We start from the raw sequence: 17,628 nt of genomic DNA, 5'->3' as shown, positions 1-17,628 counted from the left end.
TTGATTAAATGTCTGATGGAATCAATTTTATTAATAACTTAAAAATGATTGTTATCTTATTGTGGCGTTCTTAAACTTATCTTAAAGATCGAATTGTTTTATTTTTCGGTAGAGCGTTCGTTCGCTAATGCCTAGTTCTGCAGCAGCTAATTTACGTTTTCCACTATGGCGCTCTAATGATTTTTTAATCAGTTCTAATTCTTTGTCATGTAAAGATAGCGTTTCCTCTTCTTCTATTTCTTCTGCAAAATGGTATTTATCTTCCGTTTCTGAAACAACACTCTCATCTGCGTCAGTGTGTTCTGCAAGCGATAAAACCTCTAAATCTTCAACAGCAGCTTCAAATTCTTCGTCTTTATCTTCTCCATAGATTTTCTGAATTAAATGCTCGTTATCTTTTTGAACATCGGAATCACTTCCTTTTTTCATGAGTTCCATGGTGAGTTTTTTAAGATCGTTGAGGTCACTCTTCATATCAAATAAGACTTTGTATAAAATCTCTCGCTCACTACTAAAATCACTTTCGGATTTAGAACTGTTAACTACAGCTGGTAAATTACTGCCTGTGCTAGGTAAATAATTCTGGATAGTTATACCATTTATAGTGCGGTTTTGCTCTAAAACTGAAACTTGTTCGGCAACATTTCGCAATTGTCTAATGTTTCCATTCCAACGGTATTTTACTAATAAATTGACAGCATCATCTGTTAATTTAACCGTTGGCATTTTATATTTTAATGCAAAATCGCTGGCAAATTTTCTGAATAATAAGTGAATATCTTCTTTACGCTCACGTAATGGAGGTAAATTAATTTCAATGGTACTCAGTCTGTAATATAAATCTTCTCTGAATTTTTCTTTTTTAATGGCCTCAAACATATTAACGTTTGTAGCGGCAACAATTCTAACATCGGTTTTTTGAACCTTACTAGAACCAACTTTTATAAATTCACCATTCTCTAAAACACGAAGTAAACGCACTTGCGTAGTTAATGGTAATTCTCCAACTTCATCTAAAAAAATAGTACCTCCATCTGCAACTTCAAAATAGCCAGAACGTGTAGCTGTTGCTCCTGTAAAAGCACCTTTCTCATGTCCAAATAATTCGCTATCGATAGTACCTTCTGGAATAGCTCCACAATTTACTGCAATATACTTACCGTGTTTTCTGTGTGATAATTGGTGTATGATTTTTGGAATGCTTTCTTTACCAACACCACTTTCGCCAGTGACTAATACTGAAATATCAGTAGGCGACACTTGAATCGCTTTTTCTATGGAGCGATTAAGTTTAGGGTCATTTCCTATAATGCCGAAGCGTTGTTTTATGGCTTGAATTGATTCCATAATTAGTTAACGTATGAAAATCTTTCGTTGAACATAAAAGATAATTCAGGTCCAAAATTATAAGCTATATCTCTTGTTTCTATTCTTCCAGCTGAATTATATGTTAAATCAAAGTTGTACGCAACTCCATCATAAGTAGCCGCATTCCAATTGTTTGTAGAGAAGAATTGTGCTATTTGCCCTCCGATTTCATCAGAATAATCATCCTCTAAAAAGGTTAATAGGTAGTTGTCTTCAAAAATTACTTTTATAGGATTAATATTATTATCAAATTGAAAAACTATATTTCTTTGTATTTCTCCAGTTATTGTGCTAGACGTAATATTGCCAGCGGCATTATAAGCTACAGTTTCTGTTTGAATTGAAGATCCCCCTTCAAAAGATTCTTTTTTAATTATACGATCAGATCCATCTACTGTAAAAACTGTAGAAATTGTAGATCCTTCTTCGGTTCGAGTTATAGTATTGCCATCGTATGTGAAATTATAGATATAGTCCTCATCGTCATCGTCATAATAATCATAAGTAATATTTGAGACGACTCCATTAGTGTAATTTATTATGGTTTCATTGGTAGTAATACCTGCCGTGTTTACTGAGATGTTACTTGTAATTTGCCCAGAGGCGTTACGCGTAATCGATAGGTTTTCGTTTTCAAACGGACTTCCGTTAGCAGATAACGCATTAGTGCCAGATATAATTTTATCGTTAGCAATATTAAATGATGAATTGGTAATACTTTCTATCGGAAGACCAAAAAACACCACATTAATCTGCGAATCTAATTCATAGACAGACAATGTTAAGTCAGCACTTTCGCTGCCATTACCTCCTCCGGTGCTTCCTCCTCCTCCTTGAGTATAAGCAGAATCTATAGGTTCATTGTCACAGGAGGTTACAAGTGCTAAAGTGAATACTAATAATATTAATTTTTTCATGTTTTTATTTTTTTTAATTATTTTTAGAATAGTCAATAGCTTTTCCAATAAGCGTTGCGCTTGTACAATCTGTTATAAGTACATCAACTAAATCTCCTACTTTATAATGTTCTTTTGGGAAAACGGCGACCGTATTATCAGAAGTTCTTCCAGACCATTGTAAATCCGATTTTTTAGAAGCTTTCTCAATTAAAATCTCTACGGTTTTATTAAGGTGTGCACGTGTATTAATTTCACTATACTTTCGTTCTAATTGGATAATTTCCTTTAGACGACGTTTTTTAATAGGTTCTGGTACATCATCTTCCATTTTACGTCCAGCTAAAGTTCCAGGACGTTCAGAATAGGTAAACATATAACCAAAATTATATTTTACATATTCCATTAAAGATAAGGTGTCTTGGTGATCTTCTTCTGTTTCAGTTGGAAAACCTGCAATTAAATCGACACTTATGGAACATTCTGGAATAATACGTTTAATATTATCTACTAGTTCAAAATATTCCTTGCGTGTATGCAAGCGATTCATTTCTTTTAAAATACGATCACTTCCACTTTGTACAGGTAAGTGAATATGCTTACAGATATTATCATATTTCGCCATTGTTTCAATAACATCCAGCGTAAAATCTTGAGGATTAGATGTTGAAAATCGAATACGCATTTTTGGCTGTGCTTTAGCACATAATTCTAAAAGATTAGCAAAGTTTACAGCTGTTGCTTTCTGAAGTTCGGAAGCATTATTAAAATCCTTTTTCAGGCCACCTCCATACCATAGGTAACTATCAACGTTTTGACCTAAAAGCGTGATTTCTTTAAATCCTTTAGACCATAAGTCGTTTACTTCCTCAATAATACTTTGTGGGTCTCTACTACGTTCTCTTCCACGTGTAAACGGTACAACACAGAACGTACACATATTATCACAACCACGCGTAATAGAAACGAAAGCTGTAATGCCATTACTATTTAATCTTACAGGTGAGATATCTCCATAAGTTTCTTCCTTAGATAGTATAACGTTAATAGCATCTCTGCCTTCTTCAACTTCGGCAAGAAGATTTGGTAAATCCTTGTAAGCATCTGGTCCTACAACGAGATCTACTATTTTTTCTTCTTCTAAAAACTTGGTTTTTAAACGTTCTGCCATACAACCTAAAACGCCAACTTTCATTTTTGGGTTGATGCGTTTTATGGCATTGTATTCTTGCAGTCGTTTTCTAACGGTTTGTTCAGCTTTGTCTCTGATAGAGCAGGTGTTTACCAAAACAAGATCTGCTTCTTCAAGGATTTGGGTAGTGTTAAAACCTTGTTCAGACAAAATGGAAGCTACAATTTCACTGTCACTAAAATTCATAGCGCAGCCATAACTTTCAATAAATAGTTTTCGTTGGTTACCTTCTTTCTTGTCTATGATTAAGGTTTCTCCTTGTTTGTTTTCGTCTATAATTTTTTCCATCAGCTGTCGTGAATACTTCAAATCTCAATAAGCATGCAAAGATAATATTATTTTATGGATTATGACAAAGTGGCAGTCATAATGTTTAATTAAACTTTAAAAGCTGTTAGGATAGGGTTTTCTTGAATATCTAAATAAAATTGGTTTCTTTTGGCGAACTAACTAAATAACCAAAAATGAACAGTACTGAAATTAAAAGTCGAATTGAAAATGCAAGTGCGCTAGATTTTGGAACTATATTTAATCAATCTATAGAATTATTTAAAAAAGTTTGGGTACAAGGCTTGGTAACGCTATTATTAAATATGGTTTTAGCAATACCAGTAATAATGGTTGTTTATATTCCTTTGTTGTTCTTTGGTTTTATTAGTGCTTTAACCGTTAGTAGTAGTTATGACTCTTACGATTCTTATGGGCAATCAGGAATGAGTGTTATTATGGTAGTTGTACTTGTTATTGTTTATGTTTTTATGATTGTAGCAATGAGTGCCATTGGATTGGGCTTAAAGGCGGCATTTTACCGAATCTGTAAACTAAAAGACTTAGAGCAAATGGGAAGAGAGGATTATTTTTATTTCTTCAAAAAACCGTATTTGGGTAAAACTATTAAGCTAGGTGTTGCATTTACAGGTATTGCTTTTTTAGCAACACTATTATGTTTTCTTCCTATTATATATGCTGTTGTTCCATTATCTTTTATTGTGGTTGTCTATGCTTTTAATCCTGATTTATCCATTTCAGAAATTATTAAATTAGGTTTTGATCTTGGTAATAAAAAATGGTTAATTTCTTTTGGACTTATGATTGTGTCAGGGTTTTTAGCAATGGTCACTGGGTTTTTAATGTGTGGTTTTGGACTATATGTGACTTCTTCATTTGGTCAGTTACCTGCCTATTTTGTTTATAAGGAAGTTGTTGGCTTTGATGATGAAAACGAACAAATGAGACGCATTGAACAATTGTCTACATTTTAACGCAACCTTTTAAGGCGTCTTGTGTCTGTAATGAAACAATCTTATGAAGTTTAGAAAAATTTTATCATTGTTATTATTATGCATGTTATTGATGAATTTTCAATGCGATGACGACGATACGGTAGTAATACCTTGTGGTTTAGAAGTCATAACTGATAGTACAACTTATGAATCTTCTGAGACGAGTTACTTCGGAGTATTAAATGTTAGTTTGAATAATGATTGTTTAATGGTTCATATTACCTCAAGTGGTTGTGATGCTAGTTCTTGGGAATTAACACTAATAGATTCTGAAAATATAGCCGAATCCATGCCACCGCAACGGTATATGAAATTGACGCTTTATAATAATGAAGCGTGTTTGGCGGTTTTTGAAAAAGAAGAAACTTTTGATTTAACGTCATTACAAGTAGAAGGAACCAACGAAGTGGTGTTAAATATAGAAGGATTGCCTGATTCCGTTTTATATACCTATTAATTAAGATTTAAAAATTTTTATAAATCGAAGAAGCCTCATAACTTGTAGGGCTTCTTCTGCTTTTTGTAATACTTTAATCACGATAAAATGCATCCTATTTACGACCAAATTAGGATTGTATCTTAATTTTCATATACATTTGTAAACGCAAAATTTTAAGAATGTCAAAAAATCTCGTTATTGTTGAGTCACCTGCAAAGGCTAAAACTATTGAAAAATTTTTAGGAAAAGATTACAAAGTAGAGTCCAGTTTTGGACACATTGCAGATCTACCATCTAAAGAATTAGGAGTAGATGTCGAAGGTGATTTTATGCCCAAGTATCAGGTTTCTAAAGACAAGAAAGATGTCGTTAAAAAATTAAAGGATTTAGCAAAGAAAGCAGACATTGTATGGTTAGCGAGTGATGAGGATCGAGAAGGAGAAGCGATTGCTTGGCATTTAGCTGAAACTTTAAAGTTAGATAAAGACAAGACCAAACGAATTGTATTTCATGAGATTACAAAAAGCGCTATCAATAAAGCTATTGAGAATCCAAGAAGTATAGATTATAATTTAGTAGATGCACAGCAAGCAAGACGTGTTTTAGACCGTATTGTCGGTTACGAGTTGTCTCCCGTGTTATGGAGAAAAGTGAAAGGTGGTTTATCTGCTGGTAGAGTGCAATCGGTTTCAGTGCGTTTAATTGTAGAACGCGAAAAAGAGGTTCATGCATTCGAAGCTAAGGCGTCGTATAGGGTTGATGCAGAGTTTACTACCGAAGGTGGTAGTTCTTTTAAGGCAAAATTACCTAAGAATTTTAATTCTGAAAAAGAGGCTTTCGAATTTTTAAATAATAATATAGGAGCTGGTTATAAAGTTTCAGATTTACAAAAGAAACCAGCAAAAAAGTCGCCAGCTGCACCATTTACAACATCGACACTTCAGCAAGAAGCTTCTCGTAAATTAGGATATTCAGTAAGTAGAACGATGCAAAATGCGCAACGTTTGTATGAAGCTGGTCTCATTACATACATGAGAACAGATAGTGTGAACTTATCTGACGAAGCTAAAAAAGGAGCGCAAAACGAAATAATTTCAGCTTATGGAGCTGAGTTTAGCAATCCTAAAAATTATAAAGGTAAATCTAAAGGAGCGCAAGAAGCTCACGAGGCGATTAGACCTACTGATTTTGCGAACCATTCTGTTGGTGTAGAACGCGATCAAGCAAGATTGTACGATTTAATATGGAAACGTGCTATTGCATCTCAAATGAGTGATGCTAAATTAGAGCGTACTAATCTTAAAGTTCAGATAGATTCAAAAAATAAGGTAAGCGAACAATTTACTGCAAATGGGGAAATCATAACTTTTGAAGGATTTCTTAAAGTATACTTAGAGGGTACTGATGATGAAGATGCAGAACAAGAAGGTATTTTACCAGATTTAAAAATTGGAGAAGCACTTCAGAATAAATACATTACAGCAACAGAACGATTTACAAGACCACCTGCAAGATTCACTGAAGCTTCTTTAGTAAAGCAATTAGAAGAGTTAGGTATTGGTCGTCCGTCTACTTATGCGCCAACAATTTCTACAATTCAAAATAGAAACTATGTAGAAAAGGGCACACATGAAGGTGATGAGAGAAGCTATAAGCAATTAGTTTTAGAAGATCAAAAGATTAAGGACAACACACTTTCAGAACAAACCGGTTCTAATAAAGGAAAATTAGTGCCAACTGATATAGGTAATATAGTTACTGATTTCTTAGTAAAGCATTTTGAAAGTATCTTAGATTACAATTTTACGGCTAAAGTTGAAGATCGTTTTGATGATATCGCTGAAGGAAAGGAAGATTGGAGAGAAATGATGAAAGACTTTTATAAAGGGTTTCATCCACAGGTTCAAGATGTTCAAGAAAATGCAGAACGTGAATCTGGTGAACGTATTTTAGGTACAGATCCAAAAACAGGGCGAACAGTTTTAGTGCGTTTAGGTAAATTTGGACCTCTAGTACAATTAGGGACACCAGACGATGAGGAAGATTCTCAATATGCGAGTTTATCACCAGATCAACACTTAGGTTCTATAACTTTTGAAGAAGCTATGGACCTGTTTAAACTTCCAAAAGCATTAGGTCATTATAAAGATGAAGAGGTAGAAGTTAACAATGGACGATTTGGACCTTACGTTAAGTTTGGTAAAAAATTCGTGTCATTACCAAAAGGTGTTGACCCATTAAGTGTTGAATACGATGAAGCTTTAATATATATAAAGGAGAAGGAATTAGCAGATGCTCCTATATATATGTACAAGGATTTGGAAGTTACAAAAGGTAAAGGACGTTTTGGACCATTTATAAAGTGGAACAATCTTTTTATAAATGTGAATAAAAAGTACGATTGGGATAATTTATCTGAAGAAGATATCGTTACTTTGATTGAAGAAAAAATTCAGAAAGAAATAGACAAGGTTATCCATAATTGGGAAGACGAAGGTGTAAGAGTTGAGAAAGCAAGATGGGGAAGACACAATATCATTAAAGGCAAACAAAAAGTTGAGTTGGCCAAAACAGTAGATGTTACAAAAATGACCTTAGAGAAGGCGCAAGATATTCTCGAAAAAAACGCACCTAAGAAAAAAGCGACCAAAAAGAAAGCCACCAAAAAAACGGCAACTAAGAAAACAGCAACGAAAAAGAAAGCTACAACTAAAAAGAAATAATTGAGTATGAATTTTAATTTCCTCACGCCTGTATCAGATGCGGTTTTAGCTCATAATGAACTAACAGCGCAGCAAGCGCTAGGAAAAAAGATTAAAGTCCATTCGCGTCAAAACGGTATTCCAGATTTGGAAAACGTTCAAATGGCCATTGTTGGAGTTCAAGAAAATAGAAATGATGTTAATTATATGGGTGCTCGGATTAATTTCGATGCTATTCGTAAAACACTTTATACATTATTTCCAGGTAATTGGCATACAACGATAGCAGACCTTGGAGATATTGAGCCAGGTGAAACTGTTGAAGATACGTATTTTGCAATTCGTACTGCAATCTCTGTTTTAGTAGAAAAAAACATAATTCCTATCGTTTTAGGAGGAAGTCAGGATTTAACCTACGCTAACTATCGTGCTTATGATTCTCTTTTGCCAATGGTAAACATTGTTAGTGTAGATACTAACTTTGATTTGGGTGATGCCAATCTTCCTATTAAGAATAATAGTTATGTAGGTAAAGTCATTGTAGAAGAACCTTATAATCTATTTAATTATACCACAATTGGGTATCAAACCTATTTTAACTCCCAAGAGGAAATAGATCTTATAGAAAAGTTGTACTTTGAGGCCTATCGTTTAGGAGAGGTTTCTGGGGATGTTAGTAGAGTAGAACCTTTAATGCGAGATGCACATATTGTATCTGTAGATTTAAAATCGGTTAGAGCTTCTGAGGTGAGTGATAATCAGAAATATTCACCTAATGGTTTTTCTGGAAAGGAAATTTGCGCCATAAGTAGGTATGCAGGTATAAGTAATAAAGTATCATCATTTGGGGTTTATGAATATCATGGCTCTAAAAATGACAGTGCAACTTCAATGCTAGTCGCTCAAATGATTTGGTATTTTATAGAAGGAGTAAATTGTAGAGTAAAAGATGACGATTTTAAAAATGAAAATCATTACCAGAAGTATAATGTTTTGGTAGAGGATGATGAATTAATTTTTTATAAGAGTTTAAAAACAGGTCGTTGGTGGATTGAAATTCCATTTTTACCAAATGTTAATAATAAATTAAAAAAGCATACGTTATTACCATGCATGCATTCCGATTATGTGAATGCAACTCAAGGTGAAATACCAGAGCGTTGGTACAAAGCATATAGGAAGAATAGCTTTTAAAACTGTATTTCATCGAACTTTAACATATTTTTAATCGACGAAATGCTTATTTTAAGGGTAAAGTGCAAAAAAAAGAGAAAAAAAGTTGTTTATTCGGAAATATATAAATATGTTTACGACCTCAAAAATAATAAGGACTAATTTAACCTAGAGTTACTATGAATATTAAGAAGTTTATTTTACTAACCACAGTACTAGTTATGGTAGCCAGTTGTAATTCTGGTGATCGTGGACAATTGGTTGGTGTACAAGGTAAGAAATGGCATCCGGAAAAGCCCTATGGAATGACATTGGTGCCAGGTGGAGCTTTTATTATGGGTAAATCAGATGATGATTTAGCCGGAGTACAAGACGCACCAACAAGAACAGCTACTGTTCGTGCATTCTATATGGACGAAACTGAAATTACAAATAGCGAGTATCGCCAATTTGTAGAATGGGTAAGAGATTCTACTCTAAGATTAAAATTAGCTGAGATGGCTGACTTAGAAGGGAAAACACCAGGAAGCGGAGATATTGGAGAATTTGCTTATGAAGATGCAAATCCAGAAGATCTTAACGCTTATGAAAGTTATATGGTGAATACCTATGGTAACGAACAAAGAAAGATTAATCGTGAAGCAAAATTATATTTCAGTACGGATGATTATCCAGATGAATTGTATGCTGAGGTGATGGATGGTATGTATTTACCATTAGAAGAATCTTATAATGGTCAACGTACTTGGGACGTTAAGCAATTTAAGTTTCAATATACTTATATGGATATCCAAAAAGCCGCTAAAAATAGAGGTTTAAAGCGTTCTGAGGTTGTAGTTCAGCAAGAAGTTGAGATTTATCCAGATACAACGGCTTGGATTAGAGATTTCGCATACTCTTATAATGAGCCAATGCATAATGATTATTTTTGGCATGATGCTTATGGAGATTATCCAGTTGTTGGTGTGTCTTGGAAGCAAGCGCAAGCGTTCTGTCAGTGGAGAACTTTATATCACAATGCTGATAGAAAGAAAAGAGGAAGACAACCTGTAAATTCTTACAGATTACCATCTGAAGCTGAATGGGAATATGCAGCACGTGGTGGATTGCAAGGTGCAACTTACCCTTGGGGTGGACCTTACACTAAAAACGACAGAGGTTGTTTTATGGCTAACTTTAAACCATTAAGAGGTGATTATGCAGCCGATCAAGCATTATATACAGTAGAAGCGGATTCTTATGATCCAAATGATTTTAACTTATACAATATGGCTGGTAATGTTTCAGAATGGGTGAATGGTTCTTATGATCCTGCGTCTTATGAGTTTGCATCATCAATCAATCCTAACGTAAACGATCCTGATAATGCACGTAAAGTTGTTAGAGGTGGATCTTGGAAAGATGTTGCTTATTTCTTGCAAGTAAGTTCTAGAGATTATGAATATGCAGATTCAGCAAGAAGCTATATCGGATTTAGAACAGTTCAAGATTACATGGGAACTGAAGTAACTAAAAACGCAGCGACAAATTAAATTTAACTTAACTTAAACCTAATATTAATCCAGAATGAGTATTACTTAACCAAAGCTCATTTGAAAACAAAAAACTTAAAATCATGGCACAAAAGAAATTATCAACAATGAATATGGTCTACGGACTTGGAGCTGCAATTGTAATTGTTGGAGCATTATTCAAAATTCAACACTGGCCGTATGGATCAACGATTCTAACGATAGGTATGATTGTTGAAGCGCTTGTATTTACATTATCAGCATTTGAGAAACAAGGAGATGACTTAGATTGGTCTTTAGTATACCCTGAATTAGCAGGTGGTCAGACATTAGGATCTAAAAAGAAAGCTATAGAAGAGCCTAAAGATGCAGAAGGTATGTTATCTAAAAAATTAGATAGCTTATTAAAAGATGCTAAAATTGATGGTGCACTTATGGCAAGCCTAGGTGACAGTATTAAAAACTTTGAAGGAGCAGCAAAAGGAATCTCTCCTACAGTTGATTCTATGGCATCTCAAAAGAAATATAGCGAAGAAATGTCATTAGCAGCAGCGCAAATGGAATCTTTAAACAGTCTTTATAAAGTGCAAATGGACAGTGCAAGCCGTCAAGCTGCAATCAACGAAGAAGCTGTAGAAAATGCAACTAAATTAAAAGAACAAATGCAATCATTAGCATCTAACCTTTCATCTTTAAACGGTGTTTATGGTGGTATGTTATCTGCAATGAACAAAAACTAATTGGTTTTTATAATCGAATTAATTAATAATTAAAAACTAATTAGAAATGGCAGGAGGAAAACAGTCCGCAAGGCAAAAAATGATTAACCTAATGTACTTGGTATTTATTGCTATGATGGCGATGAATATGTCAAAAGAAGTACTATCCGCTTTCGGATTAATGGAAGCAAAATTTGCTGATGCTAATGAAGCAACAGGAAGTAGAAACGAAGCTATGCTTACAGATTTAAAGACTAAAGGTGAGGAAAAACCTGAGGAATTTAGTGTTCCAGCAGCAAGAGCACAACAAGTGCAAATAGCTTCAGATAAATACTTCAAGTTTCTTGAAGGTGTAAAAGTTGATTTACTTAAGACAGGAGAATATCAGATAGATCCTAAAACAGGTAATTTACCTTTTGAAGCAATGGATAAAACCGATATTCTTGATGAAGCTTGGTTTACTGGTGATCGTTTAACAAAAGAAGGAGACAAAGTAATGGCTGCTCTTAACGAATACAAATCAGACATTATGGCTATCTTATCAAAAGATGAAGCTTATAGAGGAGAAAGTGAAACTTTTGAAAAAACTTTTAGCACAGCACAAGAGCTTAATAAAGATGGAAAGAAAATTGATTGGTTAAATTATAACTTCCAAGGTTATCCAGCAATTGCATCCTATACTAAGTTAACAGCAATGCAAAATGATGTTAGAGTAACAGAGGCTAACCTATACAACTTATTTTTAGGTAACACATTATCTGAAGCTACAACACTTAATAACTATAAGGCAATTGTCTTAGCTGATAAATCTGCATTTTTTGCAGGTGAAAAGTTTCAAGGACGTGTTGTTATTGGGAAATATGCAAATGTTCCCCCTACGAAATTAGTTGTACAGGGTCAAGAAGTTGATTTAAATAATGCAATTGACTCAACAGGTGCTGCAACATTAGATTTTAATGTAGGTAACGTTGGTGAGCATTCAATTGAAGGTGAATTTACTTTTATTGAAAACGGTAAAGAATTACCAATTCCAATTGTAGCTAACTATGTGGTTGTACCAAGACCAAATTCTGCAACAATTTCTGCAGATAAGATGAACGTTGTTTATCGTGGTGTTGTTAATCCAATGACAATTTCATTCGCTGGTGTTCCAGACAATAAAGTTCAAGCAACTGGTAATGGACTTAATCCTGCAGGAAAGGGTAAATATAATATGACTCCTGGTACAGGTAGAGAGGTAACAATTAATGTTACAGCTACTTTAGACGATGGATCTAGAGTTAGTGATAAAAAGACCTTTAGAATTAAGGATATTCCAAAACCTACTGGTACAATTTCTGGTCAGGATGGTATGGTTAGATTACCTAAACGTAATTTAGAAATAGGTACTGTTGGTGCTAAGTTAGATGACTTTGTATTTGATTTACCAATTAACGTAACATCATTTCAAATTAAAGTTCCTGGTCAGCCTACAGTAAATGTTGCTGGAACTAAAATGAATTCACAAGCTAAATCAGCAATTGGTAGAGCACGTGCAGGTGATGTGGTTACGATCTTTAATATTAAAGCCAAAATACAAGGAAATAATTCTTACCAATTAAAAGGTGTGTCTCCTGTAACGATTGAAGTATCTAACTAAGATATCTTAAAGAAAATCCCAAATTATAATAAACGACAAGATGAATTTAAAAAGCTTTTTATGTATAGGAATAGGTGTTTTAGCTGCAAACAGTATGTTTGCTCAGGCTAATATCCTAAATGCAAAAATACCAGAGGAAATTGGTATGAAAACTGAAGCACAATTACTTCTAGATAACGACAAGCCTTTAGAATATGGATATGTCGGAGATAGAGATATTTTATTCTCTAAAATGACTTGGGAAAAGATTGTTTTAGATGAACGTGCTAATTTTCCTTTATACTTTCCTATTGAAGACAATTTAGGTGATGATAGAAAATCATTGTACATGGTGCTAATGCAAAATATCTCTGATGGAACTATTCCTAAGGTATATGCAGACGCATACTTTACAGAAGAACGTACCATGGAAGATTTGGCACCTGCTTTAGTTATGGAAAGAATTCTTGATGTAGGAATTGATTGGATGAATGCTGAAGGTGTTACTGATACCGCTCTTGTGCCAGAAGAATATAAAGTTCGTAGAGAAATTGGACCAGGAGATATTAATTCTTATTTAATTAAAGGACTTTGGTACTTTGATAAGCGTCAAGGAGAATTAAAGTTTCGTGTTTTAGGTATTGCACCAGCGGCACCAGATGTGAACTTTATTGACTCTGATGATGAAACTAATAAAGAACCAATCGGTTTATTTTGGGTATTTTTCCCAGAAATAAGAGATATTCTTCATGAAGCTAAAGCCTTCAATAACAAGAATAGTGCTGTGCCGTTGTCTTTTGATCATTTATTAAATAGCAGACGCTTTAGTGGAGTTATCTACAAAGAAGAAAATGTTTATGGTGATAGAGAAGTAAAAGAGTATGTAGCAGAAAATGCGTTAATGCAGCTTTTAGAATCAGAACGTATTAAAGATAAGATTAGAAACTTTGAACAAGATATGTGGAGCTACTAGTTAGTAAAACATAAATTATATAAACGCTCACTTTTTAAGTGGGCGTTTTTTTTTTTTTTTTGCTGTCTTTCTTGAGAAATCAGTAATCTAATATTAAAGACCAAAATTTGATTCCTGCCTTCGCAAGAATAACAAACATTTATTTACTTTTGCTGTAATGAAAGAAGTAGATTATATCATTGTAGGTTGTGGCTTAGCAAGTATTGCGTTTTGCGAGGAATTAAGAGCTAATCATAAAACATTTATAGTATATAATGATGACTCCCAAAAGTCTTCTATAGTTGCTGCCGGAATGTATAATCCTGTTATTCTAAAACGGTTTTCAGAGGTGTGGAAAGCTAAAGAGCAATTGGAGTTAGCATTACCTTTATATTCTAAAATTGAAAAGGAACTCAATATTAAAATAGATTATAAACTACGCCTTTTAAGACGTTTTACCTCTATTCAAGAGCAAAACAAATGGTTTACAGCATCAGACAAACCATCATTAGAACCCTTTCTTTCTCTTCAATTGGTGAAAAACGATAATTTAGAGATTGATGCTCCCTTCGGGTTTGGTGAAGTATTACACGCCGGACGTTTAGATACAGAAACCCTTATTTCCAATTACAAAAAGTTTCTAAAAGTGAATGGAAATCTAGAAGAGAAATCTTTTGTTCATGATTACATTCAATTTGAAGGAGAAGCTATTCATTACGAAAACGTAAAAGCAAAATACACTGTATTTGCTGAAGGTTTTGGTGTAAAACAAAATCCATACTTTAATAGTATTCCGCTTACGGGTTCTAAAGGAGAAATATTAACGATAAAGGCACCAAATTTAAAAATTGATTACGCTGTTAAATCGGCAGTGTTTGTGATTCCGTTAGGTAATGATTTATATAATGTGGGAGCAACTTATAATAACGATGATAAATCTAATACGCCAACAGAATCAGCTAAGACAGAACTAATTTCAAAATTAAAATCGTTTATGACTGGTCATTTTGAAGTTGTCAGCCATATCGCAGGTGTAAGACCAACCGTAAAAGATAGGAGACCTTTAGTTGGTAGACATCCAAAACACCCTAATCTTTATGTCCTTAACGGACTTGGAACACGTGGGGTAATGATTGCACCTTATGTTGCTAAAGAATTATTTAATTGTATTGAAAAGAATGAAGCCTTAGATCCTGAAATTGATATTAATAGATTTAATTAATTCAAAGTTTAATTTTGCTTCTCTGATCCTTTGCTCGCTAATTCCTTATCATAACTCATAAAAATATTAATCCAGATATTACGAGATAAGCGCATTATTATTGGAGCAAAAACAATTAATGTCCCTATTATACTAATAAAAGCTATCATTAGTGAAAACTCTAATATATTGTAACTAATTATAAAAGCAGCAACGGCAAAAGCGATTCCAACAGCATAACTTACGTACATAGAGCCATAGAAAAATGAAGGTTCTATTTGGTATTTTGTATGGCAATGCGAGCATGATTCTCTCATTTTTATAACTTCAGAAAGTACATAAGGATTCTTATTTTGGTACATGGATTCTTGGTGACATTTTGGACACACACCAAAAAGAATACTATAAAGTTTCATTCCTTTTCTAATCATTAGAAGTGTTTTTTTTGTTCGTTATGATGGTTTTTTCAACCTTTAAAGCTAAATTATATAGAAATAAATTGACAATAAAAGGATAAAAAGTAGCGTTTTGTGGCCAATTTAAAAACCTTTACTTTTGCACTTTTTAAAGACAATGCGAAGATAAAATAATATAACCGAAGCATTGTAACAATTGTAACTCAAATCACAATTGTAATATCCAATCAAACTTATGCTAAATATCCACAATCTTTCTATATCATTCCAAGGAGAATATCTTTTTGAAGAAATTACATTTAAACTTGGCCTAGGAGATCGTATAGGTCTAATTGGTAAAAACGGTGCTGGTAAATCAACCATGCTCCGCATTCTATCTAAAGAGCAGGAAGCAGACTCTGGTCAGATTGCTGCGGATAAGGATATGAGAATCGGATTCTTAAAACAAGATATTGATTTCGATTTAGGTAAAACCGTTTTAGAGGAATCTTACCAAGCCTTTAAAGAGATTAAAAAATGCGAATCTCAGCTTGAAGAAATTAACACTCAATTAGCAGAACGTACCGATTACGAAAGTGATGCGTATCATCAGTTAATGGTAGATTTGAATGATGTTCAGCACCAGTATGAAATTTTAGGTGGTTACAATTATCAAGGTGAAACTGAGAAAATCCTACAGGGTTTAGGTTTTAAGCGTGAAGATTTTGATAAGTTAACTGACACTTTTTCTGGAGGTTGGAGAATGCGAATTGAATTAGCAAAACTTTTACTTCAAAATAATGATTTGTTGCTCTTAGATGAGCCAACCAACCACTTAGATATAGAATCTATTATTTGGTTAGAAAACTTTTTGAAAGGTTACAGCGGAGCCGTTGTTATTGTATCGCATGATAAAATGTTCTTAGATAACGTTACCAATCGAACAATTGAGATTTCATTAGGTAGAATCTATGATTACAACAAACCATATTCGCAATTCTTAGTGTTAAGGAAAGAGATGAAGGTTCAGCAATTGGCAGCGCAAAAAAATCAGGAGAAGAAGATTGAGCAAACCGAAAAGCTTATTGAAAAGTTTAGGGCTAAAGCCTCTAAAGCAACGATGGCACAATCACTTATTAAAAAATTAGATAAGATTGATCGTATTGAAGTCGATGAGGATGATAACAGTGTGATGTCATTAAATTTTCCGGTGTCTATTACGCCAGGAAAAGTAGTGGTTGAGATTGATAATGTGTCTAAAAAATATGGAGATTTACAAGTGTTGCATAATGTGAATTTGGCAGTGCCTAGAGATGTGAAAACCGCTTTTGTTGGTCAGAACGGTCAAGGAAAATCTACATTAGCTAAGATCATCGTTGGTGAAATTAAACATGAAGGAAAACTAAATTTAGGTCATAACGTACAGATTGGTTACTTCGCACAAAATCAAGCAGAATATCTAGACGGAAATAAAACCGTTTTAGATACCATGATTGATTCAGCTAATGAAACGAACAGGAGTAAGGTTAGAGATATTTTAGGGTCATTTTTGTTTAGAGGAGATGAAGCAGAAAAGTATGTGAGAGTACTTTCAGGTGGTGAGCGTAACCGTTTGGCTTTGGCTAAGCTATTATTACAGCCGCTGAATGTCCTTATTATGGATGAGCCAACCAACCACTTAGATATTAAATCGAAGAATGTTTTAAAAGAAGCCTTAAAGAAATTTGAAGGGACTTTAATATTAGTGTCTCACGATAGAGATTTCCTTCAAGGGTTAACAGATACGGTTTACGAATTTAAAGATCAAAATATTAAACAATATTTAGGTGATATCGATTTCTACCTTGAGCAACGTAATCTCGAAAATCTAAGAGAAGCTGAAAAACGTACTGTAGTCGCTAATAAACCAAAAGAAAGTAATAAGCAGAGTTACGAAGATCAAAAGAAATTGAAATCTTTGAATAATAGATTAAGTAATATTGAATCTAAAATCAATCAACTGGAAAAGGATTTAAAATCTGATGATGTAAAGCTGGCAACAGATTATGATAAAACAGCTTCAGATCCTAAGTTTTTTGATGCTTACCAAACAAAGAAAAAGTCATTAGCGAAATTAATGGAAGATTGGGAGTCAGTTCAGTTTGAATTAGATGCGCTTTCTGAATAATAATTAAGATTT

Annotated in this window: 14 protein-coding genes; 10 read left to right on the top strand and 4 right to left on the bottom strand. The window is 33.7% G+C overall.

The genetic code is table 11. The annotated features are described in order from the left end of the window. Window positions 1-81 precede the first annotated feature (81 nt). From HM992_RS19095 to miaB, 3 genes are read right to left on the bottom strand one after another with little or no spacing between them, the layout of a single operon-like run. Window positions 82-1,347: a sigma-54 interaction domain-containing protein gene (locus tag HM992_RS19095; RefSeq protein ID WP_178983621.1), complete on the bottom strand. Its 1,266-nt coding sequence runs from the start codon at window positions 1,345-1,347 to the stop codon at window positions 82-84. 2 nt (window positions 1,348-1,349) lie between these two features. Next, window positions 1,350-2,285: a hypothetical protein gene (locus HM992_RS19090; protein ID WP_179321202.1), complete on the bottom strand. Its 936-nt coding sequence runs from the start codon at window positions 2,283-2,285 to the stop codon at window positions 1,350-1,352. A gap of 13 nt (window positions 2,286-2,298) precedes the next feature. Then, window positions 2,299-3,744, bottom strand: a complete 1,446-nt coding sequence (miaB, locus tag HM992_RS19085; RefSeq protein WP_178983623.1) for a tRNA (N6-isopentenyl adenosine(37)-C2)-methylthiotransferase MiaB — start codon at window positions 3,742-3,744, stop codon at window positions 2,299-2,301. Between the two features lie 176 nt (window positions 3,745-3,920). Between miaB and HM992_RS19080 the strand changes: the two genes are divergently transcribed. The 9 genes from HM992_RS19080 to HM992_RS19040 all read left to right on the top strand — a co-directional run bounded on the left by HM992_RS19080 (window position 3,921) and on the right by HM992_RS19040 (window position 15,075). After that, entirely contained in the window at window positions 3,921-4,718 is a 798-nt protein-coding gene (locus tag HM992_RS19080) for a hypothetical protein (RefSeq protein ID WP_179321201.1), read from the top strand. A 43-nt stretch (window positions 4,719-4,761) separates the two neighbouring features. Continuing rightward, complete coding sequence (locus HM992_RS19075) at window positions 4,762-5,196, top strand: hypothetical protein (RefSeq protein WP_179321200.1); 435 nt, start codon at window positions 4,762-4,764, stop codon at window positions 5,194-5,196. A 161-nt stretch (window positions 5,197-5,357) separates the two neighbouring features. After that, on the top strand, window positions 5,358-7,901 hold the full coding sequence (gene topA / locus HM992_RS19070) for a type I DNA topoisomerase (protein WP_179321199.1): 2,544 nt from the start codon (window positions 5,358-5,360) through the stop codon (window positions 7,899-7,901). Between the two features lie 6 nt (window positions 7,902-7,907). Continuing rightward, window positions 7,908-9,074, top strand: a complete 1,167-nt coding sequence (locus HM992_RS19065) for a formimidoylglutamase (protein ID WP_179321198.1) — start codon at window positions 7,908-7,910, stop codon at window positions 9,072-9,074. A gap of 164 nt (window positions 9,075-9,238) precedes the next feature. Further along, on the top strand, window positions 9,239-10,585 hold the full coding sequence (gene porK, locus HM992_RS19060; RefSeq protein ID WP_449658203.1) for a type IX secretion system lipoprotein PorK/GldK: 1,347 nt from the start codon (window positions 9,239-9,241) through the stop codon (window positions 10,583-10,585). 83 nt (window positions 10,586-10,668) lie between these two features. Next, window positions 10,669-11,304, top strand: a complete 636-nt coding sequence (porL, locus tag HM992_RS19055; RefSeq protein WP_178983629.1) for a type IX secretion system motor protein PorL/GldL — start codon at window positions 10,669-10,671, stop codon at window positions 11,302-11,304. A 46-nt stretch (window positions 11,305-11,350) separates the two neighbouring features. Then, window positions 11,351-12,922 carry a type IX secretion system motor protein PorM/GldM gene (gene porM / locus HM992_RS19050; protein WP_178983630.1) on the top strand — a complete coding sequence of 524 codons (1,572 nt, stop codon included), beginning with the start codon at window positions 11,351-11,353 and terminating at the stop codon, window positions 12,920-12,922. Between the two features lie 40 nt (window positions 12,923-12,962). Then, window positions 12,963-13,874, top strand: coding sequence for a type IX secretion system ring subunit PorN/GldN (porN, locus tag HM992_RS19045; RefSeq protein ID WP_178983631.1), 912 nt, complete (start codon window positions 12,963-12,965; stop codon window positions 13,872-13,874). A 157-nt stretch (window positions 13,875-14,031) separates the two neighbouring features. Further along, entirely contained in the window at window positions 14,032-15,075 is a 1,044-nt protein-coding gene (locus HM992_RS19040; protein ID WP_179321197.1) for an NAD(P)/FAD-dependent oxidoreductase, read from the top strand. A gap of 8 nt (window positions 15,076-15,083) precedes the next feature. Here HM992_RS19040 and HM992_RS19035 read toward each other — a convergent pair whose 3' ends face one another. Then, window positions 15,084-15,485, bottom strand: coding sequence for a DUF983 domain-containing protein (locus HM992_RS19035; protein WP_179321196.1), 402 nt, complete (start codon window positions 15,483-15,485; stop codon window positions 15,084-15,086). 220 nt (window positions 15,486-15,705) lie between these two features. Here HM992_RS19035 and HM992_RS19030 point away from each other — a divergent pair, with 220 nt between their 5' ends. After that, on the top strand, window positions 15,706-17,616 hold the full coding sequence (locus HM992_RS19030) for an ABC-F family ATP-binding cassette domain-containing protein (RefSeq protein WP_178983634.1): 1,911 nt from the start codon (window positions 15,706-15,708) through the stop codon (window positions 17,614-17,616). The last annotated feature ends 12 nt before the right edge of the window (window positions 17,617-17,628 follow it).

The sequence above is a fragment of the Winogradskyella helgolandensis genome, from assembly GCF_013404085.1.
GTDB classification, from domain to species: Bacteria; Bacteroidota; Bacteroidia; order Flavobacteriales; family Flavobacteriaceae; genus Winogradskyella; species Winogradskyella helgolandensis.
The sequence above is the reverse complement of the archived record's forward strand: the minus strand, read 5'-3'. Positions and strand labels throughout refer to the sequence as shown.